The 20,658-nt window shown below is 59.0% G+C and carries 23 protein-coding genes; 9 read left to right on the top strand and 14 right to left on the bottom strand.

Translation table 11 applies throughout. The features are described from left to right. Positions 1-75 precede the first annotated feature (75 nt). The 11 genes from DFS28_RS14610 to DFS28_RS14560 all read right to left on the bottom strand — a co-directional run bounded on the left by DFS28_RS14610 (position 76) and on the right by DFS28_RS14560 (position 8,919). Positions 76-1,359 carry an FAD-binding oxidoreductase gene (locus tag DFS28_RS14610; protein ID WP_111450391.1) on the bottom strand — a complete coding sequence of 428 codons (1,284 nt, stop codon included), beginning with the start codon at positions 1,357-1,359 and terminating at the stop codon, positions 76-78. Positions 1,360-1,513: 154 nt separating this feature from the next. Continuing rightward, positions 1,514-2,341 carry a transporter substrate-binding domain-containing protein gene (locus DFS28_RS14605; protein ID WP_111450507.1) on the bottom strand — a complete coding sequence of 276 codons (828 nt, stop codon included), beginning with the start codon at positions 2,339-2,341 and terminating at the stop codon, positions 1,514-1,516. A 46-nt stretch (positions 2,342-2,387) separates the two neighbouring features. Continuing rightward, complete coding sequence (locus DFS28_RS14600; RefSeq protein ID WP_132834042.1) at positions 2,388-3,116, bottom strand: amino acid ABC transporter ATP-binding protein; 729 nt, start codon at positions 3,114-3,116, stop codon at positions 2,388-2,390. 60 nt (positions 3,117-3,176) lie between these two features. Further along, positions 3,177-4,151 carry an amino acid ABC transporter permease gene (locus DFS28_RS14595; protein WP_111450389.1) on the bottom strand — a complete coding sequence of 325 codons (975 nt, stop codon included), beginning with the start codon at positions 4,149-4,151 and terminating at the stop codon, positions 3,177-3,179. Positions 4,152-4,281: 130 nt separating this feature from the next. After that, the gene (locus DFS28_RS14590; protein WP_111450388.1) at positions 4,282-5,532 is read right to left on the bottom strand and encodes an aspartate aminotransferase family protein; all 1,251 of its coding nucleotides are present in this window, start codon (positions 5,530-5,532) and stop codon (positions 4,282-4,284) included. A 281-nt stretch (positions 5,533-5,813) separates the two neighbouring features. Beyond that, the gene (locus tag DFS28_RS14585) at positions 5,814-6,152 is read right to left on the bottom strand and encodes a HopJ type III effector protein (protein ID WP_008150702.1); all 339 of its coding nucleotides are present in this window, start codon (positions 6,150-6,152) and stop codon (positions 5,814-5,816) included. After that, positions 6,145-6,441 (bottom strand): DUF1244 domain-containing protein, encoded by a 297-nt coding sequence (locus tag DFS28_RS14580; protein ID WP_111450387.1) that lies wholly within the window; start codon positions 6,439-6,441, stop codon positions 6,145-6,147. Before DFS28_RS14580 ends, DFS28_RS14585 begins: the two co-directional genes overlap by 8 nt. A 68-nt stretch (positions 6,442-6,509) precedes the next feature. Next, positions 6,510-6,881, bottom strand: a complete 372-nt coding sequence (gene folX, locus DFS28_RS14575) for a dihydroneopterin triphosphate 2'-epimerase (RefSeq protein ID WP_008150698.1) — start codon at positions 6,879-6,881, stop codon at positions 6,510-6,512. A gap of 2 nt (positions 6,882-6,883) precedes the next feature. Next, positions 6,884-7,459: a GTP cyclohydrolase I FolE gene (folE, locus tag DFS28_RS14570; protein ID WP_008150696.1), complete on the bottom strand. Its 576-nt coding sequence runs from the start codon at positions 7,457-7,459 to the stop codon at positions 6,884-6,886. 22 nt (positions 7,460-7,481) lie between these two features. Next, positions 7,482-8,192, bottom strand: coding sequence for a dihydromonapterin reductase (gene folM / locus DFS28_RS14565; protein WP_111450386.1), 711 nt, complete (start codon positions 8,190-8,192; stop codon positions 7,482-7,484). A 157-nt stretch (positions 8,193-8,349) separates the two neighbouring features. Next, positions 8,350-8,919 (bottom strand): antibiotic biosynthesis monooxygenase, encoded by a 570-nt coding sequence (locus tag DFS28_RS14560; protein ID WP_111450385.1) that lies wholly within the window; start codon positions 8,917-8,919, stop codon positions 8,350-8,352. A gap of 211 nt (positions 8,920-9,130) precedes the next feature. On the opposite strand from DFS28_RS14560, the gene DFS28_RS14555 reads away from it, so the two are divergent. Beyond that, on the top strand, positions 9,131-10,090 hold the full coding sequence (locus tag DFS28_RS14555; RefSeq protein WP_111450384.1) for a MerR family transcriptional regulator: 960 nt from the start codon (positions 9,131-9,133) through the stop codon (positions 10,088-10,090). 1 nt (position 10,091) lies between these two features. On the opposite strand, the gene DFS28_RS14550 is transcribed toward DFS28_RS14555, so the two are convergent. Together DFS28_RS14550 and DFS28_RS14545 are read right to left on the bottom strand one after the other, a co-directional pair. Next, entirely contained in the window at positions 10,092-10,697 is a 606-nt protein-coding gene (locus DFS28_RS14550; protein ID WP_111450383.1) for a hypothetical protein, read from the bottom strand. 54 nt (positions 10,698-10,751) lie between these two features. Next, positions 10,752-11,228 carry a PAS domain-containing protein gene (locus tag DFS28_RS14545; RefSeq protein WP_111450382.1) on the bottom strand — a complete coding sequence of 159 codons (477 nt, stop codon included), beginning with the start codon at positions 11,226-11,228 and terminating at the stop codon, positions 10,752-10,754. Between the two features lie 154 nt (positions 11,229-11,382). On the opposite strand from DFS28_RS14545, the gene DFS28_RS14540 reads away from it, so the two are divergent. Beyond that, complete coding sequence (locus DFS28_RS14540; protein WP_111450381.1) at positions 11,383-11,838, top strand: flavodoxin; 456 nt, start codon at positions 11,383-11,385, stop codon at positions 11,836-11,838. Here DFS28_RS14540 and DFS28_RS14535 read toward each other — a convergent pair. Beyond that, entirely contained in the window at positions 11,819-12,715 is an 897-nt protein-coding gene (locus DFS28_RS14535) for a LysR family transcriptional regulator (protein WP_111450380.1), read from the bottom strand. The genes DFS28_RS14540 and DFS28_RS14535 overlap by 20 nt on opposite strands. A gap of 96 nt (positions 12,716-12,811) precedes the next feature. Here DFS28_RS14535 and DFS28_RS14530 point away from each other — a divergent pair, with 96 nt between their 5' ends. The 7 genes from DFS28_RS14530 (at position 12,812) to DFS28_RS14495 (ending at position 20,589) form a co-directional block, all read left to right on the top strand. Continuing rightward, on the top strand, positions 12,812-13,198 hold the full coding sequence (locus DFS28_RS14530) for a CidA/LrgA family protein (RefSeq protein WP_111450379.1): 387 nt from the start codon (positions 12,812-12,814) through the stop codon (positions 13,196-13,198). Continuing rightward, positions 13,188-13,874, top strand: coding sequence for an LrgB family protein (locus DFS28_RS14525; protein WP_111450378.1), 687 nt, complete (start codon positions 13,188-13,190; stop codon positions 13,872-13,874). The genes DFS28_RS14530 and DFS28_RS14525 overlap by 11 nt, the downstream gene beginning before the upstream one ends. A gap of 147 nt (positions 13,875-14,021) precedes the next feature. After that, positions 14,022-14,804, top strand: a complete 783-nt coding sequence (locus DFS28_RS14520) for a class II aldolase/adducin family protein (RefSeq protein WP_111450377.1) — start codon at positions 14,022-14,024, stop codon at positions 14,802-14,804. Then, positions 14,804-15,706 (top strand): alpha/beta fold hydrolase, encoded by a 903-nt coding sequence (locus tag DFS28_RS14515; protein WP_111450376.1) that lies wholly within the window; start codon positions 14,804-14,806, stop codon positions 15,704-15,706. The genes DFS28_RS14520 and DFS28_RS14515 overlap by 1 nt, the downstream gene beginning before the upstream one ends. A 110-nt stretch (positions 15,707-15,816) precedes the next feature. Then, on the top strand, positions 15,817-16,728 hold the full coding sequence (locus tag DFS28_RS14510) for an SDR family oxidoreductase (RefSeq protein ID WP_111450375.1): 912 nt from the start codon (positions 15,817-15,819) through the stop codon (positions 16,726-16,728). A gap of 676 nt (positions 16,729-17,404) precedes the next feature. After that, on the top strand, positions 17,405-19,198 hold the full coding sequence (locus DFS28_RS14500; protein ID WP_111450373.1) for a DUF1302 domain-containing protein: 1,794 nt from the start codon (positions 17,405-17,407) through the stop codon (positions 19,196-19,198). Positions 19,199-19,221: 23 nt separating this feature from the next. Continuing rightward, a complete protein-coding gene (locus DFS28_RS14495) occupies positions 19,222-20,589 on the top strand; it encodes a DUF1329 domain-containing protein (protein WP_111450372.1) in 1,368 nt (455 codons plus the stop codon). Positions 20,590-20,658 lie beyond the last annotated feature (69 nt).

Here is a 20,658-nt window from a genome sequence, read left to right as displayed (position 1 = left end):
ACATCAATGTTGAATGTAATGGCCTCTTCGTCGGAACGCCGCCCGGACCAAGCCCGCTCCCACAGGGATTTGTGGTTAGCCGCGAAATCGTTCCTGGACGAAGTCCATGACCTTCAACGATTGATAGATGGCATTGGCGGCAATCCGCCCGAACGGTCCGCCGTTCCAGTCCAGCAGGTACGGTTTGAACAACTGATAACGCGTACTTTCCCCGCACACCGCTTCGGCGATGACCCTGCCGCCAATCGAGCCGGTATTCAAGCCATGGCCACCAAACGAGGTGCAGGCCCAGACGCCCGGTTCGAGCAATCCCAGGTTGGGCATCTTGTTGGTGGAGTAACCCATCAAACCGGACCAGGCCAGTTCGATTTTGACCGGGGCCAGTTGTGGATAAACCGACACCATGTCGGCCTTGAGCATGCTGGCGAGGGCCTTTTCGTTCTGTTCGTTACGGGTGGTGATGCGTCCGCCCCAGAGCAGGCGGTCGCCTTCGACCACGCGGTAGTAATCCGAGGCGCGGCGGTCGTCGGAGAACGCGGCGCCGGAGTCGAGGACGTTTTTGATCGAGTCGCCCAGGTGTTCGGTCAGTACCACGTAGGTCGCGATAGGCAGGTAGGCGCGGCTGAGTTTTTGCAGTTCCGGGCCGCCGTAGCCGCCGGCGCAGAACACCAGGTCCTGACAGCACACGGTGCCGTGAGCGGTCTGGACAATTTTATCGACGCCTTCGTGATGCCAGGCCAGCATTTTTGAGTGTTCGAAAATATGCCCTCCAGCCGCTTCGATGGCGAGGGCCAGGCCCAGGCAATAATTCAGCGGGTGGAAGTGCAAGGCGTTGGGGTCTTCGACACCCTGGAAATAGCGCAAGGTGTGCGCGCGTTCGCGAACCTGGGCGGTGTCGAGGAAATTGAGTTCATAGCCAAAGTCGCGGCGCATGGTCTCGATATGGTTTTTCACCTCGGCGCCGTCGTCGTAACGCTTGACCCGGATCGTGCCTGCCGATGGCGCGCAACCGGCCAGAGCCAGTTCGGCAATGTTGTGGCGGACGATATCGACGCCCTCGACCGACATTTGGAATAACGCCTTGGCCTGTTCCAGCCCGAGTTTCTTGCGTATCGCTCCCGAACCCTCAGCCCAGCCTGGTGAGACCACGCCACCGTTCCGACCGGACGCGCCCCAGGCGACTTGCTGGGCTTCGAGGACGATCACGCGTTTGCCGCGCCGGGTCAGCTCCAGGGCCGCGGTAAGGCCCGCGATCCCGGCGCCGATGATGCAGACGTCGCAGTTTTCGTCAGTGCGAAGTTCGGATCTGGCCGCGCGGGGCAGCGAGGTTTGGGAGTACCAGGTGGTGGGGAAGGACATGGTCAATCCTTGAGAAATTGCTTTTTGTGGGAGTGAGCCGGCTCCGGGCGGCGTTCCGACGATGGCGGTCTCACATTCAACATTGATATTGAATGTTATGGCCTCATCGTCGGATCGCCGCCCGGAGCCGGCTCGCTCCCACGGGGGAGGGGGGTTATTTGATGGTCGAGTAGTCGACGCCGTACCACTTGTCCGACAGCTTGGTCAGCGTGCCGTCCTTGTGCATCTCGCCGATGATTTGACCGAGCTTGGCCTTCAATTCCGCGTCACCCTTGTCGGTGGCAATGGCCAGGGGTTCGTAGAATGCCACTGCATTGTCGACGGCCCGCAGCGGGTAACCGCTCTTCACTGCTGCGTCCAGTGTGCTGCGTTGAGTGAGGATGGCGTCCAGCCGGGTACCGTCACCCAGGCGCAGGTCGTCCAGCGGTCCGACGGAACCGGAGTAAGTCTTCATTTTTGTGGTCTTTACGTCATAAACGACAGGTGGCACGTCAGTGGTTTCAATGGCCAGCGCCTGGCTGAAATAGTCCTCGGACGTGGTGCCGCCTTCGACACCGATCGTTTTGCCATTGAGGGCTTTGTGGTCGGTGAGTGTGGATTTGTTGTGAACCGCAAACACGTAGGGCACGTAGTAATAGGTCGCGGGGAAATCGAGAATTCGCGCGCGACTTTTGGTGGCGGTCATCGAGCCCACGGACATGTCCCAGCGCCCGTTCCACTTGCCGGCGGTGATCACGTCCCAGTCAGGCGTGATGAACTTGACGGCGACGCCGAGACGCTTGGCGATCTCTTTGGAAACGTCGATGTCAAACCCGTCGATTTCGTTCTTGTCGTTGATAAACCCTTGGGGAGGCCAGGTCGCTGACGTGGCGACGGTCATTGTTTTACTGCTCTGGATTTTGTCCAGAACGGCTCCGGCGTTGGCGGCGCCGACGAACACCAGCGACATTGCGGCTGCGATTACGTGTTTTTTGCTGACCATGTCCATCTCCACTTATCGTTTTTGTTATGAAGGGGCAAAGCGGTGCTCAGTGACCAATGATCTGCGACAGGAATTTCTGTGCGCGTTCGGTTTGCGGGTTGTTGAAAAACTCGGAAGGGGTGGCTTGTTCGATGACCTGGCCCTGGTCCATGAACAGCACGCGGTCGGCGACCTTGCTGGCAAAACCCATTTCGTGGGTCACGCAAATCATGGTCATGCCGTCGGTGGCCAGTTCACCCATCACGTCCAGCACTTCGTGGACCATTTCCGGATCGAGGGCCGAGGTTGGCTCGTCGAACAGCATCACTTTGGGGTTCATGCACAGCGCCCGGGCAATCGCCACGCGCTGCTGCTGGCCGCCGGACAGTTGCGAAGGGTACTTGTCGGCGTGTTCGGCAATGCGTACCCGTTCCAGGTAAACCTGAGCGCGCTTTTTTGCCTCGGCGCTCGACACGCCTTGCACCAGTTGCGGGGCCAGGGTCAGGTTGTCCATTACGCTTAAGTGTGGGAACAAGTTGAAGCTCTGGAACACCATGCCGATTTCCCGGCGCACCGCGCTGACACTTTCTGCCTCGCTGGTGAGGGTGATGCCGTTGACCTGTATATGGCCTTTCTGGAAATTCTCCAGGTGGTTGATGCAACGAATCATCGTCGACTTGCCCGAGCCCGACGGCCCGCACACTACAAGGATTTCGCCCGTGGCGACGTTCAGGTCGACATCGCGCAACGCGTGAAAATCGCCGTACCACTTGTTCAGGCCGGTGATGGAAATCATCGAAGGGCTGGCCTGCGCAACAGGTGCCAGGTCGAGTCGTTCTGCCGTAGTCATCACTCATCAACCCCTTGCAATGGATCGGTTGACCCGTTTTTCGATCCGCGCCTGCACCCGTTCGAGGATGAACGACAGGGCCCAGTAAATCATCGCGGCGGTGATCAGCATTTCCAGGTGACGGAAATCCGCGCGGCCCTGGGTCTTGGCCAGGTACATCAATTCCCAGACGCCGATCACCGACACTAGCGAACTGTCCTTGAGCATGGCGATGAACTGGTTGCCGGTGGGCGGGATGATCACCCGCAAGGCTTGCGGCATGATCACCCGGCTCAGGGTCTTGAACGGGCTGATGCCCAGGGCTCGTGAAGCCTCCCACTGACCCACCGGAATGCTCTGGATGCCTGCACGAAAAATCTCGGTCATGTAGGCGCCGTAGCACAGCGACAACGCGAGGATGCCGGCCGGCACGGCGTCCACCACATAACCCAGTTGCGGCAGTCCGAGGTAAATCAGGTAGATCTGGATCAGTAGCGGAACACCACGAAAAAACGAGGTATAGAACGAGGCGATGGCATTGGCCAGGCCGTTGTTGGACAGCTTGGCCACGGCACCGATCAACGCCAGCACGAAGGCAATCACGATCGCCACGGCGGAGATGTACAGCGTGGTCGCGGCGCCCTGGATGATCAGGAAACCGATCTTGTCGAGGATGAAGCTGTAGGAAAGGTCGAAGGTGTCGAAGAACGCCAGGAACAGGATCAGCAGTTCGATCCATACCACGGTGGTCTGCACCTTGAATTTCAAGCGTCCGAGGACGTGAAAGTTCAGCGTGCCCAGTGCGGCAATCGCCAGGCCGATGGCGATATTGCGAGCCGTCAGGCTGTCCGGGGCATCGCCCAACAGCGGATGCAGGAAATGACTGAGGGAGCTGTTACCCAGGTTCATCAGGTAGGAGCCGAGAAACAGCACCACGGCTACGCCAAGCAGGAATTGAGGATCATTGGACTTTTTTTTATAAATTATATTGTCGTGATACATGAATGCCTCAGGCTTGTAGGGGTAGTGATCTCGCTTGGTAAAAGGGGTATTGGGTGAGTATTGCGACGCGAAATCGGGGACTACAAGCGAACATAATTCGCTATGTCAGTCCCGGATCGCAGTTTGCTTTTCAGGAAAGCTTCGCCAGGCAGGCCTCGAGAATATCCAGCCCTTCTTCCAGCACTGCTGCCTCAGTGGTCAACGGCGCCAAAAGCCGGATGATGTGGCGCGATTTGCCGCTGGGCATCAGCAGCAAACCCGCGTCTCGTGCCAACGCGAGCAGTTGTGTCAACTGCGCCGATGCCGGTGTGCCGTCGGCATTGGTCAACTCAATACCGCGCATCGCGCCAACGCCGGTCAGGCGACCCAGAAACGGGGAAAGCTTGTTGGTGCGCCAGGCCTCGTAGCGGCTGACGATGGCTTCTTCCTGTTGCGAACCCCAGGCGTGCAGGTTCGCATCGGTCATCTCGTCCAGGGTTGCCAGTGCCGCGGCGCAGGCAATCGGGTTGCCCGAATAGGTGCCGCCCAGTCCGCCCTTGGGCAAGGTGTCGAGCAGCGACTTGCGCCCGACCACCGCACCCAGTGGTATGCCGCCAGCAATGCTTTTAGCGAGCAGGATCAGATCGGGCTCAATGCCCAGTCGCGAAAATGCAAAGCGCTGGCCGGTGCGACCGAAGCCGGACTGGATTTCATCAGCGATCAGCAGGATGTTTTTTTCATCACAGAAGCGACGTAGCGCCTGGGCGAACTCCACGTCCAGCGCCAGGAAGCCCGATTCGCCCTGCACCGGTTCGACGATGAAACAGGCGACGTCATTGACGTCGATCTCGACGCTGAATAGCCGGTCCATGGCTTTTAGAGCCTCGGCGCAGGTCACGCCGTTGTCCTTGCTCGGGAAGGGCAGGTGAAAAACCGGGCCCGGCAGCACGCCGACTTTCTGTTTGTAGGGCGCGACTTTGCCGTTGAGGTTGAGTGTGGCAAGAGTGCGGCCATGGAAGGCGCCGTCGAAGGCGATGACGGCCGTGCGACCGGTGGCGCCACGCACGATCTTCAGGGCGTTTTCCGCTGCTTCCGCGCCGCTGTTGGTGAGCATGCCGCTGACCGGGTACTCCACCGGAATAAACGCGGTCAGGCGATCCATCAGTTCGAGGTAGGGCACATGCGGGGCGGCGTTGAACGCGTAGTGGGTCAGCCGGGTGGCTTGTTCGCGAATGGCCTCGACGATGCGCGGATGGCAATGGCCGAGGTTCAGTACACCGATGCCGCCGACGAAGTCGATGTAGCGTTTGCCATCGGTGTCCCAGACCTCGGCATTTTTGCCGTGGCTGAGCGTGACGGGATGAACGATGTTGATCGACTGGCTGATGGTTTCGCTGCTCATGGATGACCGACTCTGAAGAAGGGATGCTTCTTTTTATCTAAGCCGTGAGCAGCGGTGCCCGGCAAACGAAATAAAGTTGCCGGGTCAATCTTAAAAGTCGGGATGTTGCCTGATACCGATCGATGGCGACGCGTAACCTGTGGCGAGGGAGCTTGCTCCCGTTGGGCCGCGAAGCGACCCTGTTTATCTACAAAAGAAGGGGACCGCTACGCAGTCCAGCGGGAGCAAGCTCCCTCGCCACAGGTTCAGTGTCGCTCGTGGCGTATTTTGCGGGCGTTGAATCAGCGGCGGTTCAGCGGTTGCTGCGAGAACTTCACGCCAGCCAACCCATGCGCAATCAACGCACGAATATTGCCGTGATCGCTGCCCTCAGGCGTCGCCACCACCGAACGATAATGCTCGCCGAACGCCAACAGCGCTTCTTCATCGCTCAAGCCTTCCAGCAGCGCCAGGCCCAGGGTCTTGCACGAACCTTCGTTCTGCCCGGCAGCGTTTTCCACGCCGCCGTTGTTGAAAGCCTGAGGCTGATAGTCGTAGCCGGCGGCGATGAAGGCCAGGGTGTCGGCAAAAACGTGTTCGCCGCTCTTGAGGCTGGCGCGCAGGGTGTTCAAATCACTCATTGGGTTTTCCTTTGGCGAACGCCGCTTGTTGTTCGGCGTTGGCTTCTTGCTGGTATAGGGCTTTCCACTCGGCGTACGGCATGCCGTAAACCACTTCGCGGGCGTCATCGAGGCTGACTTCGATCTGGCGTTCATCGGCAGCGGCCTTGTACCACTTGGACAAGCAGTTACGGCAGAAACCGGAAAGGTTCATCAAGTCGATGTTCTGCACATCCTTGCGGCTGTCCAGATGGGCGACCAGCCGGCGAAAGGCGGCGGCTTCGAGTTCCAGGCGTTGTTGATCGGTCATGGCGGGCTCTGTGCAATCAAATCGTGGCGCGGATGATAAAAGTCTGACGAGCAATGTGCCAGACGCGGTCAGCGGCTCGCGGCGAGGGTAATCGATACCGACTCGGCGAAACGCAGGGCGTGGGGCTTGTCGACTTCGACCTCGGCGTACAACACCGACTCGTTGGCCATGACCAGATCGAGAATTTCCTGAGTCAGGCGTTCGAGCAGGGCGAAGCGATTGCCTTCCACGTGGGCGATGATCGCCTTGGTGATGGTGCGGTAGTTCAGCGCGTGATCGATGTCGTTGTCACGCACCGCTTCCTGAGCGGCATACAGGATGGTCAGGTTGATCTGCACATCCTGCTTGTTGAGGATTTCATCCTCGTTGATCCCGATGAAGGTCCGCAGGCACAGGTTCTTGACCCGTATGCGTGCCGTTCCTGGTTGAAGTTGTGGCATTGCTACTTGCTCCGTCCAATCAATTGCAGGAACTCCTGGCGGGTATTGCTCGACTCGCGGAAGGCGCCGAGCATCACCGAGGTGTTCATGGTCGAATTCTGTTTCTCGACGCCGCGCATCATCATGCACATGTGCTTGGCTTCGATGACCACCGCGACGCCCGCCGCGCCGGTCACTTGCTGTACAGCTTCGGCGATTTGCCGAGTGAGGTTTTCCTGGATTTGCAGGCGACGGGCGAACATGTCCACCAGTCGTGCAATCTTCGACAGGCCCAGCACTTTGCCCGTTGGAATATAAGCCACATGGGCCTTGCCGATGAAGGGCAGCATGTGATGTTCGCAGAGCGAGTACAGCTCGATGTTGTCGACGATGATCATTTCATCGTTGTCGGACGCGAACAGCGCGCCGTTGACGATCTCTTCGACACTTTGCTCATAACCACGGCAGAGGTACTGCATGGCTTTTGCCGCGCGAACCGGGGTGTCTTGCAGACCTTCGCGGTCGGGGTTTTCACCGAGGCCGATGAGGATCTCGCGGTAGCTCTGGGACAGGGCGTTCTGGTGCAGGGATAACGTCATGGAACATCCTCGCGGGGGCCGCTTATTTGATGTGCCGTCCGCCGTTGACGGTCAGGGTCGTGCCGGTGACATAAGGGTTGTCGAGCAAATAACGCAGGCTCTGGTAGATCACTTCGCTGCCGGGTTCTATGCCCAGCGCGGATTTGGCGAGTGCCTTGGCGCGGTACGCCGCGTCGTCGTCGGGGTTGAACATTAGCAGGGCTGGCGCGATACCGTTGACCTTGATTGTCGGCGCGTATTTCGCGGCGAAGGACAGGGTGAGGCTGTCGAGCCCGGCTTTGCTGGCGCAGTAGCCAATATGCTTGCTGCTGCCCTTGCGTGTCACGTCGTCGCTGATGTGCACGATGTCGGCGGGGCTTGAGCGTTGCAGCAAGTCGGCACAATGCAGATTGATCAGATAGGGCGCCAGCATGTGGACGTTGAACATGCGGATGAAGGCTGCGGCGTCGGTGTCCGGGGTTTCGGCCAGCCATTCGGAGGCGTTGTGGACGATAGCCCGCAGGCTGTCGGTGTGGTTTTTCAGTTCGCTGATAAACGCGAAGATCCCGGCTTCAGTGGAGAAATCTGCAAACACCGCGGTTGCCCCCAGGTCGCGCAAGACTTGCACGCCGGGGCGCTCACTGCGGTAGCTGAAGATCACCGGCTGGCCATCCTCGAGCAAACGCTGCGCACAGTGCAGGCCGACACGTTGGCCGGCACCAGTGATGAGGATTGGAGCTGCGAAAGAGGTCATGAACGGCTCGCGTCGCGGTAAGAGCAAAACTATACCAGCGACGTGGGGCATTCACCTCTACCGCGTAGGAGCAATGCTTGCTCGCGATGAACGATGACGCGGTTTCACAAAAAGACCGGGTTGTCTCAATCGCGGGCAAGCCTTGCTCCTACAGAGATCAGTGATTTTGGGGGGAGGGTGCAGCGGGCAGCGGCCGTTGCGGCGTGGTGTTCAGCCAACTGGCCAGCAGGCGGGTCGACAGCGGAATGAAGAAGTAGACCATCAGTGGGGTCAGGCACAAGGTGCTGATGAACACCCGGCTCAGCAAACCCATGTCGCTCAGCAACGGCCCGAGGACAAAGTTGAACAGCAGGGAAACCGGAAAGAATGCCAGCCAGATCGCCACAGCCTGTTTCCAGCGTGGTGGTCGTTGGCCGGCCGCGCCGAACCAGCCTTCGATGCCGCTGACTCGGTGTTCCGTTGGATGGGCAAACAAGTCACTGCCGCGTGCCAGCCATGCGGTACGCGAGGCGGAATGCTCCCAGGCGTGCAAAGTCTGCTCGTTCGCGAAGCGGAAAATAATCTGGAATTCGTCATCGTCGGGCGGCGGAGCGAGCACGCCAGAGCCGAGATAGCCGGGAAAATCGGTGGCCAGTTGTTCGCCTTCGTGCAACCAGGCGATCAGGTCTTGATAGCGCCCATCGGCGACGCGGCGCGCAACCATCAGCGTGACGGGTGAGGTAGACATTGTGTATCTCCGTATGACAATCGCGTCGCTCCGGGTAGGAGTTTCGCCAGGCGCAGCGCCAGGGTGTTGGACTGCGTCTTGGAACAAGCAAGGATTATTCCTGATTCGGTCGGGTACGTCAGTGATAGTCGCCGCGATCAACGTCTTGAATGGTGGGGGGGCAGGAGAGGTAGAATGGGATCCAATTTATACATGGATGTAGAATTAAAATATGCCTGTCCTGACTGACCTCGTCCCTGGATTGCAGCCCGGTCTTCCACTCGAGCAGGAAGAACTGTTTCCGATTCGCGAAGTGTCGCGCCTGACAGGGGTCAACCCGGTGACGCTACGTGCATGGGAACGCCGCTATGGACTGATACAGCCAGCACGCACCGAAAGTGGGCACAGACTGTATTCGATGACCGATATCGATCGTGTTCGCAGCATCCTTGGCTGGATCGAGCGCGGTGTTGCTGTCAGTAAAGTCGGCAAGATCCTGGCCAGGATTACACCGCTTCAGACCCTGTCGCACATCATCCCCAATGAACTCGTACACGCTGACCACACGCAATGGCAGCAGCAAGTTCAGTCGGCGGTGAGTGCCTTTGATGAGGTTCAACTGGAGCAGGTCTATGGACAGATCTTTGCCAGTTATCCCCTGACTATCGTGTTTCAGAACATTCTGCTTCCACTCTGGAAGCAATTGCTGCAGCACCATGAAGCGTTCGGCCAGGCCAGCGAGTGGCTTTTCCTGGATGGTTTTCTGCGCTCCCGAGTGTTGCAACGCCTGCTGCTGGTGCGTGTCCTGCAGCCGCGACGGGTGATTGTCTGCGCCTTGGGCGATCAGTGTCGTGAACTCGAAGTGCTGGTAACGGCGCTGTTTCTGAGCAGTGTCGATTCGGCTATTCAAGTGTTGGCTATCGGTCAGCCATTCGATGAACTGGCCCTGGTCTGCGAAAGAGTCCAGCCCCAGGCGCTGGTGCTGGTTTCCAATCACGCGCCTGCGCTCGAGTTGCCACGGCGCTTGAAGCGCCTGGCATTGAGCCTGGATTGTCAGTTGATACTGGCCGGGGGGGCGTCCGATCTGGTGCAGGAGAGCCTGGCTGGATCGTCGATTGGGTGTCTGGGTAACGAAGGTTCGGTCATGCGTCAGCGTTTGAAACAGTTCCTGACAGGCAACCTGGACACCTGAATCAGAGATGCATGGCCGGATGCGTCAGCCGATGCTGTTGAAGGATGTACTGACGCAGACGCTCGGTTTCATCTTTGTCATCCTGATTCAACTGATAGGCATAGAAGCCATTCTCGGTTTCTCTCTCGAAGGTGCCGCGCAACGCGATGCGCTCGTAGCCAGACGGGCTGAACCACAAGGCGAAATGTTTTGGCGGTTTGGTCTTGTTGCGAACTTCCAGCAAAACCCCTTTGAACGACACTTCGTGCACCCACATCGTACCGGACTGGCCACTGGCATTCTCCAGTGCAACCGGTTCTTCGAGTACCAGGCGCCATGGCCGGACCATCGGTCCGTCTTCATAGATGCTGGGAACGCCAAGGCGTAAATGCATTGCGTGAAATTCGTCTTCCACCAGATGCAGCGGGAAAGTCATTTGCTGATTTTCGAAGTTGGCCTGGATGGTGACTTGCTCATGAGCGGCAAGGCGCGTGAGCAGGTCACGGATCTGTGAACCACCGTTGACGAGCAGGCTCGACGTCGCATCCCGCACATTGAGTTGCGGGTTGTGTTGCATTTTCTGGATAAAATCCAGCTCATCCTGCGTCAGGAGTGCGTCGCGTTGCATGATCTGCTCGACAGAAAAAATTACGAAGTCACCGGTGATTGTAGTTAATGACAATCAATTCTTCGTTTTGTTTTTGCCGTTCGTCGCTTTTAGTGCGGCAAGCTCGGTCTGGACCTCGGCCAGTTGCGCTTCCAGCTGCGCGACTCGCTGCTGCGCCTTGACCTGAAGGGTGACGTCTTTCTGTACACCGATGAAATAAGTCTGTCCGTCATCAGGGTTTTTCATCGTCGAGAGGGACAGTTCGTTCCAGAACGGCGTGCCGTCCTTGCGATAATTTCTGAGGATTTCCCGGCAGGAACCGCCACTGCTCAACGCCTCGCGAATCAACGGGAGAGCTTCCTGGTCGCGGTCCCCTGACTGAAGAAAACGGCAATCCTGGTAGAGGATTTCTTCGCTGGTGTAACCCGTCAGACGTTCGAATGCCGGGTTGACGTAAATCAGGATGTTGTCGTGCTCGCCTTCCTTTTCGGCAATCACGATGCCGTCGTTGGAAGCATTGATCACCATTTGCAGCAGTTGGGCGTTAATCATCGGAGAGTCCTTTCCAATTTGATTGTGGGATGCATTCTAAAAGAACATTGAGAACTTTCTACTGGTCACCCGGGTTAATTGAGAGTCAATCGCAGCTTTTTTGCCACGGCTGTTAATATCCCCCGTCTTTTTACTCAGCTTCAGGATCAGATTGATGAAAGTCGCCATCCTTTCCGGCTCGGTGTACGGCACGGCTGAAGAAGTCGCCCGCCACGCCGCAACAATTTTAAAAACAGCGGGTTTCGAAACCTGGCACAACCCGCGTGCGAGCCTCGCCGATGTTCAGGCCTTTGGCCCTGAAGCCTTCCTGGCGGTGACCTCGACCACCGGCATGGGCGAGTTGCCGGACAACCTGCAACCGTTGTATTTCGCCATTCGCGACCAGTTGCCGGCGGCCTGGCGTGACTTGCCGGGCGCCGTCATTGGTCTGGGCGATGCGAGTTACGGCGACACGTTTTGCGGCGGCGGCGAGTTGATGCGCGAATTGTTCGGCGAACTGGGCCTGCGCGAAGTCCTGCCCATGCTGCGCCTGGACGCCAGCGAAAGCGTGACGCCGGAAACCGACGCCGAGCCTTGGCTGGCGGAGTTGGTCAGCGCTCTGCGGGGCTGACCGGCCGCTCGCGCAGCAAGGCGAGCCAGGCTTGCGCGGCTTTTGACAAGTACGCGCCCTGACGCCAGATGAAGGCGATATCCCAACGCAGATAGCTCGGCGCGTTCAAGGTCAGGCGCACTACGCCTGGCCGCACCAGCCCGCGTGCCACCACGCGCGGCAACAGCACCACTCCTTGACCGGCCGCCACCAGCGCCGCAAGAAAGTCAGCCTGGCCGCTGCGACCACCTTCCTTGGGCGTAAAACCCATCTGCTGACAGGCTTGCAGCAAGCGGTCGTTGAGCACGAAGCTGCGCTGATACAGCAAGAATGGCGTGTCGGCCAATTCCTCCAGCCCAATCACGGTCTTCGACGCCAGCGGATGATCGGCCGGCAGCAGGGCGTCCAGCGGTTCATCGCAGAAAGGCTGGAAGGCGAACTGAGGGTCCTTCGTCAACAGGCTGCCACCCAGTTCCAGCTCTCCACTCAAAACGGCCTGTTCGATGTTCAGGCTACCGCCCTCAAGCAATTGAATGCTGATGTTGGGGTAGCGTCGCCGGTACTCGGCGAACAGTCCGGCGAACAGCGCATCGCTGCCCAGTAGCGGCAAACCCAGGCGCAATTCCCCGCGGGCCAGTTGGCTCAAGTCATCCAGCTCACTGAGCAGTTCGTTGCGCAGTCGCAACATGCCTTCGGCCCGTAGAAGGACCACGCTGCCGGCGGCCGTCAGGCGCAGCTGCGAACCCTGCCGTTCGAGCAGCGCAGTGCCCAGGCTCTGTTCCAGCTGAGCGACCTGTTTGCTCACCGCCGATTGACTGATGTGCAGGGTCTTGGCGGCTTGAGTAAAACCACCCTGATGCATGACCTCGACGAAGCTGCGTAGCTGTTTGAATTCCATCTGCATGATTCCATTTTGGAATGGCTTCGAGTCTAACAATTCGCTTCGGGTATGGCAGCCCGCTCCTTAAAATGAGCACCTGTGAGGACCGAAGACATGAACGCATCAACCTTAAAAAAATTGGCTCGACTGGCGACCGAATTAGCCGTACTGCTGGCCATCTATCTGCTTGGCTGCCAGATGGCCGTGTGGTTTGCCTGGCCGATTCCCGGTGGTGTCATCGGCATGGTGCTGTTGCTGCTGGCGTTCGCTTTAGGTGTGGTCAAACCGGCAGCGCTGCAAATGGGCGCCGGCCTGTTGATGGCCGAGATGCTGTTGTTCTTCATTCCGGCGCTCATGAGCCTGCTCGATTACGGCGGCCTGCTGCGCAGCGACGGTTGGCGAATTTTGCTGGTGATCGGCGTCAGCACGCTGATGGTGATGCTGGTGACCGCCTTTACCGTGGAACTGATGGTGCGGTTGAGGAGGTCTCGTGAAGCTTGAGCTGATGCCGATGTTCTGGCTGGCCTTCACGCTGCTGGCCTATCTGTTCAGTCGCTGGATCTATCAGCGCACCGGGCGCTATGTGTTGTCGCCGCTGATTCTGGTTCCAGCCTTGCTGTTGGCACTCGCTGTGCCGCTGCACACCGCTTATGCCGAATATTCGAGCAACACACATTGGCTGATGTTGGTGCTGGGGCCGGTTACCGTCGCTTTTGCAGTACCGATCTGGCAGCAGCGGCAGATGCTGATGCGGCATTGGTCGGCGTTGTTGCTGGGGATGCTGGCGGGCAGCGCGGCGTCTATCGGCAGTTCGTTCGGGTTGGCCAAGGCGCTGGCACTGGACAGTTCGGTGACGATGTCGCTGGTGCCGCGCTCGATCACCACGCCTTTTGCCATGCCGCTGGCCCATGACCTGGGCGGCGTACCGGAACTGACCGCGGTGTTTGTGATGTTCACCGGGGTGTTCGGGGCGATGCTCGGCGGCATTCTGCTCAAGTGGTTGCCCCTGCGCAGTGCCTTGGCTCGAGGGGCGCTGTTTGGTGTCGGTGCTCACGGTGCCGGGGTCAGTCGAGCACATGAAGTGGGGGGTGAAGAGGGCTCGGTGGCGGGGTTAGTCATGGTTCTGACGGGGCTGCTGAATCTGTTCGCCGCACCCTTGTTGGCGGCAGTACTTTGACATGGATCCACGTTCATCGGCGTACTGACTCGCTAGGCCATCAAGCTGGCTGCCAATGCAACTACACGATCCCCGGGGCGTGACTAGACTGGAGTAACGTCGGTAAACAATAGAAACCCCAAGAATAAAAATTAGAGGTTCCTTGCCGTGAAGGTAGCTCCCGTCCAATCGCCACACAGTGTCAAAGACCAGGTCAGCGCCGCTGAGTGGCAGACTCGAGTTGATCTTGCCGCCTGCTATCGACTGGTCGCCCTGCATGGCTGGGATGACCTGATTTTTACCCACATCTCGGCCAAGGTCCCCGGTACCGAAGACTTTCTGATCAACCCGTTCGGGCTGATGTTCCACGAGATGACTGCGTCCAGCCTGGTCAAGGTCGATCAGGCGGGCAACAAGCTGATGGACAGCCCTTACGAGATCAACCCGGCCGGTTACACCATCCACAGCGCGGTGCACGAGGTTCGTCACGATGTCGTCTGTGTGCTGCACACCCACACCGCCGCCGGTGTCGCTGTGTCGGCGCAGAAACAAGGCATTTTGCCGATCAGCCAACAATCGTTGTTTGTCCTGTCCAGCCTGGCTTATCACGCCTACGAAGGTGTTGCGCTTAACCATGAAGAGAAAGCGCGGCTGCAAGCCGACCTCGGCGAAAACAATTTCCTGATGCTGCACAACCACGGTCTGCTGACCTGCGGCGGCACCATCGCCGACACGTTCCTGTTGATGTTTACCTTCCAGCGCGCCTGCGATATCCAGGTGCTGGCGCAGAATGGTGGCGCCGAGTTGATCGCCATCGAACCGCAGATTCTGGCGGGCGCCAAGGCGATGATCGCCGGCGTCACCAAAAGTGCTCAAGGGATGGGCGGCGCACTGGCCTGGCCAGCGCTGCTGCGCAAACTCGATAAACAAGACCCGGGTTATAAACTCTAATGCCTCTCGCCGAGATCCCTCTGTGTGTCTGGCGCAAACGCGGCCAGACGTTCGTATTCCGTGGCCAGACCATCCGTTACTGGACGGCGGGGCAGGGTGAGCCACTGTTGCTCATCCATGGCTTCCCGACCGCCAGTTGGGACTGGCATTTTCTTTGGCAGCCCCTGACCCAGCGCTATCGGGTGATTGCCTGCGACATGCTCGGCTTTGGTGATTCCGCCAAACCGGTGGACCACGAATACAGCCTGCTGGAGCAGGCCGATCTGCAACAGGCCTTGCTGGCACACCTGCAGGTCGAGCAGCCGGTGCATCTGTTGGCCCACGATTATGGCGACAGCGTGGCCCAGGAACTGTTGGCCCGGCATTACGAAGCGCGCATTGATATCGCCAGTTGTGTGTTCCTCAATGGCGGCCTCTTTCCTGAAACCCATCGTCCGATACTGATGCAAAAACTCCTGCTCAGCCCCTTGGGCTGGATGATCGGTCGAGCTTTTTCCCGTGACAGCCTGGTGAAGAGTTTCCGACAGATCTTCGGTCCGCATAGTCGTCCCACCGAGAGCGAGATGGACGATTTCTGGAGCCTGATCGAGAGCAATCACGGGCCAAGGATCATGCACAAATTGATCGCCTACATCCCTGAGCGGCGTGCCCAGCGCGAGCGTTGGGTCAGCGCGATGCAGTGTGGTGAAGTGCCGTTGCGGGTGATCGATGGTGAGGTCGATCCGATCTCCGGCGCGCATATGGTCAAGCGTTATCGGGAACTGATCCCGAACCCGGACACGGTCTTGTTGCCCGGTATTGGTCACTACCCTCAGACCGAGGCGCCGGGGCTGGTGCTCAAGCACTATCTGGAGTTTCGCGATCAGCTGGTTTCACCGCCGCGCAAGGTCGCCTGTTCCTGATTATCCCCCTGCCTTATTGCGCACCATTCAGCCTCACCTCAGTTCATTGTGGCCCGCATTGTCGTGCCTGACACTCCAGCTTATTGTCCCTGGCCTGCTGGAGTCCCCCAATGAATGAGTCTGTGCGCTTCGAAGATAAAGTCGTGATCATCACGGGGGCAGGCGGCGGCCTGGGTCGGGCCCACGCGCTGCTGTTCGCCAAACAGGGCGCCAAAGTGCTGGTCAACGATCTCGGCGGCTCGGCTCAGGGCGAAGGCGCAAACGCTTCGGCAGCCGACCGGGTAGTGGCGGAAATTCGTGAGGCCGGTGGCATCGCCGAGGCCAACCATGACTCCGTCACCGACGGCGACAAAATCGTTCAGAACGCCTTGGACGCCTTTGGTCGTGTCGATGTTGTGGTCAACAACGCCGGAATCCTGCGGGACAAAACCTTCCACAAAATGGAAGACGGCGATTGGGACCTGGTTTACCGCGTCCACGTCGAAGGCGCCTACAAAGTCACCCGCGCCGCCTGGCCGCATCTGCGCGAGCAAAACTACGGCCGCATCATCTTCACCGCTTCGACTTCGGGCATTTACGGCAACTTCGGCCAGTCCAACTACGGCATGGCCAAACTCGGCCTCTACGGCCTGACCCGCACCCTGGCCATCGAAGGCCGCAAGAACAACATCCTGGTCAACGCCATCGCGCCCACCGGCGGCACCCGCATGACCGAAGGCCTGATCCCGCCGCAAGTGTTCGAACAACTCAAACCGGAACTGGTCAGCCCGCTGGTGGTGTACCTCGCCAGCGAGAACTGCCAGGAAACCTCCGGGCTGTTTGAAGTCGGTGGCGGCTGGATGGGCAAGGTGCGCTGGGAGCGAAGCCTGGGCGCGGGGTTTGATCCGCGGATTGGGTTCTCACCCGAAGATGTGGCGGCGCATTGGCAACAGATCTGCGACTTTGAAGGCGCGGCGCATCCGCAGGACAACCTTGAAGCGTTGAAGGAAATGATGGCGAATTTGCAGAAGTATTCGATTTAACGATCTTGCGACACCCCAAGCCGTCCAAGGCGGCTTGGGGTGTCGATTTTTGAATTGATGTAGCGTTTTTCTATGACGAACTGGGGCACTTTCCAGTTGGGACCCTTTCTCGCGCCAGTACACCCGCTTATAGCGTTATCGGAAACCCGCTAAAAGTTACACTTCGCGTCCGTCACAAAACCATCCCCCATAAAAAAGGCCGCTGCAAACGCAGCGGCCAAAGTAAGACGATTGATTAAGGAGCAATAAATCAACGTCAGTGAACACGGGGCGATGAGTCGAACATCTTCAATTCATCTGAAATCTGTCGCCAATGGCGTGGACTGGCCACCGCCATTGCTTCGTGCTTTTCGGCTGTTTGCCGTGAAAGCCCGGCAAGAATAAGGCCTTGAGCCAAAAGGAAAAATAGCGATTCATGACATGAACTGTTGCAGTTTTGGCAACAGTTCCATTTGTCATGGGATCTGGGGCGGCTGCTGCTACAGGTTTGCGCTCACAACGCCCTATGCCCCTGACTGATAACCCCCCATCCAGCCCATCCATAACCCGCGCAAATCCCCGTCCCATGCGGGCATTCATCCTTTGGAGGTACACCGCGAATACCTCCTTGGTGCGCTTATCGCTCCCAACGTGCGGCAGTAGGGTGGGGCCTTCTGTCACTCACCGGGGAAGACGCATGACAAAAACAACAATGCGCGCCATCTTCACGCCGCAAGCGCTCGCCGCTGCGGTTGCCTTGGGTTGCTGCGTCCAGGCGCAGGCTGTTTCATTCAACATTGGAGAAATCGAGGGGACCTTTGACTCTTCGCTGTCCGTCGGCGCGAGCTGGGGCATGCGCGATGCCGACAAGTCTCTGGTGGGCACGGTCAACGGCGGTACCGGCCAGTCTTCGACCGGGGATGACGGGCGGCTGAACTTCAAGAAGGGCGAAACCTTCTCCAAGATCTTCAAGGGTATTCATGACCTCGAATTGAAGTACGGCGACACCGGGGTGTTCGTGCGTGGCAAGTACTGGTACGACTTCGAACTCAAGGACGAGGATCGCGAGTTCAAACCGATCAGTGACAGCGGTCGTAAAGAAGGCGCCAAGTCTTCCGGGGCGCAGCTGCTCGACGCCTTCGTCTATCACAACTATTCCATCGCCGAACTGCCGGGCACGGTGCGCGCCGGCAAGCAGGTGGTGAGTTGGGGTGAAAGTACCTTCATCGGCAACTCGATCAACAGCATCAACCCGATCGACGTTTCAGCGTTCCGCCGTCCTGGCGCCGAAATCAAGGAAGGCCTGATTCCGGTGAACATGCTGTTCGCCTCCCAAAGCCTGACCGACCAACTCTCGGTGGAAGGTTTCTATCAACTGGAGTGGGACCAGACCGTCGTCGACAACTGCGGCACCTTCTTCGGCAACGACGTGGTGGCAGACGGCTGCAACAAGAATTACACGGTGGCCAGCCCGGCGATTGCACCGTTGCAACCGATCGCTGCGGCGTTTGGCCAAGGTTTCGAAGTCAGCAGGGAAGGTGTGATCGTGCCGCGTGGTGGGGACCGCGATGCCCGCGATTCGGGACAGTGGGGAACGGCGCTGCGCTGGCTCGGCGACGATACCGAATACGGCCTGTACTTCATGAACTATCACAGTCGCTCCCCGACGGTCGGCACCACCACTGCCGGTCTGACAACGCTGGCACGGATTCCGGCCATCGTCGGTGCCGCCAACAGAATCGCCCCCGGCACCGGGTCGGCACTGGCTCAGAGTGTGATGCTCGGTCGTGGCCAGTATTACCTTGAGTACCCGGAAGACATTCGTCTCTACGGCGCGAGCTTTTCCACCACCTTGCCTACCGGCACGGCGTGGACCGGCGAGATCAGCTATCGCCCCAACGCTCCGGTGCAAGTCAACACCAACGACCTGACGCTGGCCTTGCTCAACCCGATCGCAGGCGGCGCGGCATCGCCTATTGCCACCACGCCAGGTGCCGACAACAAAGGCTACCGCCGCAAGGAAGTGACCCAGGTCCAGAGCACCCTGACGCACTTTTTCGACCAAGTGCTGGGTGCCCAGCGGCTGACCCTGGTTGGCGAGGCGGCGGTGGTGCACGTCGGTGGTCTGGAGTCGCGAACCAAGCTGCGTTACGGCCGTGACTCGGTCTATGGCCAATACGGTTTTGGCGGCGATACCGACGGTTTCGTCACCTCGACCTCCTGGGGCTACCGCGCCCGGGCAATTCTCGATTACGCCAACGTGATCGGCGGGATCAACCTCAAGCCCAACCTGTCCTGGTCCCACGACGTCGCCGGCTACGGCCCCAACGGTCTGTTCAACGAAGGCGCCAAGGCCGTCAGCGTCGGCGTCGATGCCGACTACCGCAACACCTATACCGCGAGCCTCAGTTACACCGATTTCTTCGGCGGTGACTACAACACCCTGGAAGACCGCGACTTCCTGGCGCTGAGTTTCGGCGTGAACTTCTGATCTGGCTGAGAAGGATGAATTTAATGCGCAAGATGATTCTGCAATGCGGCGCCCTGGCCTTGAGTCTGCTGGCTGCCAACGTGATGGCGACGGTCTCGCCTGAAGAAGCCAACAAGCTTGGCACCAGCCTCACGCCGCTGGGTGCCGAGAAGGCCGGCAACGCCGACGGCTCTATCCCTGCATGGACCGGCGGCATCCCGAAAAACGCCGGCGCAGTCGACAGCAAAGGTTTCCTGGCTGACCCGTTCGCCAGTGAAAAACCGCTGTTCACCATCACCGCGGCTACGGTCGACAAGTACAAAGACAAGTTGTCGGATGGCCAGGTAGCGATGTTCAAGCGCTATCCGGAAACCTACAAGATCCCGGTCTACCCGACCCATCGCACCGTGGCCCTACCCCCGGAGATTTACGAGTCGGCCAAGCGCTCCGCACTGAACGTGAACAGCATCAACGACGGTAACGGCCTGGCCAACTTCACCGGCAACCGCTACTACGCGTTCCCGATTCCGAAGACCGGCGTCGAGGTGCTGTGGAACCACATTACCCGCTATCACGGCGGCAACCTGCGACGCATCATCACTCAGGTGACCCCGCAAACGAACGGCAGCTACACGCCGATCCGCTTCGAGGAAGAGATCGCCGTACCGCAACTAATGAAGGACCTGGATCCGGAAAAAGCCGCCAACGTGCTCACCTTCTTCAAGCAATCGGTGACGGCCCCGGCACGTCTGGCGGGTAACGTGCTGCTGGTGCACGAAACTCTCGATCAGGTGAAAGAGCCGCGTTTGGCGTGGATCTACAACGCCGGCCAGCGTCGTGTGCGTCGCGCACCGCAAGTGGCTTATGACGGGCCGGGTACTGCGGCTGACGGCCTGCGCACGTCCGACAACTTCGACATGTTCTCCGGCGCCCCGGATCGCTACGATTGGAAACTGGTCGGCAAGAAGGAAATGTACATCCCTTACAACAGCTACAAACTCGACTCGCCGAGCCTCAAGTACGACGACATCGTCAAGGCCGGGCACATCAATCAGGACTTGACCCGTTATGAGTTGCACCGGGTCTGGGAAGTGATCGGTACGGTCAAACCGAGTGAACGGCACATCTACGCCAAACGCCACATGTACCTCGACGAAGACAGCTGGCAAGTGGCGCTGGCGGACCACTACGACGGTCGCGGTCAGCTGTGGCGAGTAGCCGAGGGTCACGCTCAGTACTACTACGATCACCAGACTCCGGCCTACACCCTCGAAGCGCTCTACGACATCATTGCCGGCCGATACATTGCCCTGGGAATGAAGAACGAAGAGAAGCACAGTTTCGAATTCGGCTTCGAAGCCAAGGCCGCCGACTACACGCCATCGGCCTTGCGCGCCGAGGGCGTTCGGTAAGGGTTTTGATACATTGGCAGTACAAAAGGCGACCGGGTGGTCGCCTTTTTTATGGCTGCCAATCAGCGT

The organism is Pseudomonas sp. 478 (genome assembly GCF_003254125.1).
GTDB lineage: Bacteria > Pseudomonadota > Gammaproteobacteria > Pseudomonadales > Pseudomonadaceae > Aquipseudomonas.
This window is presented reverse-complemented; position numbering and strand designations above follow the sequence as displayed.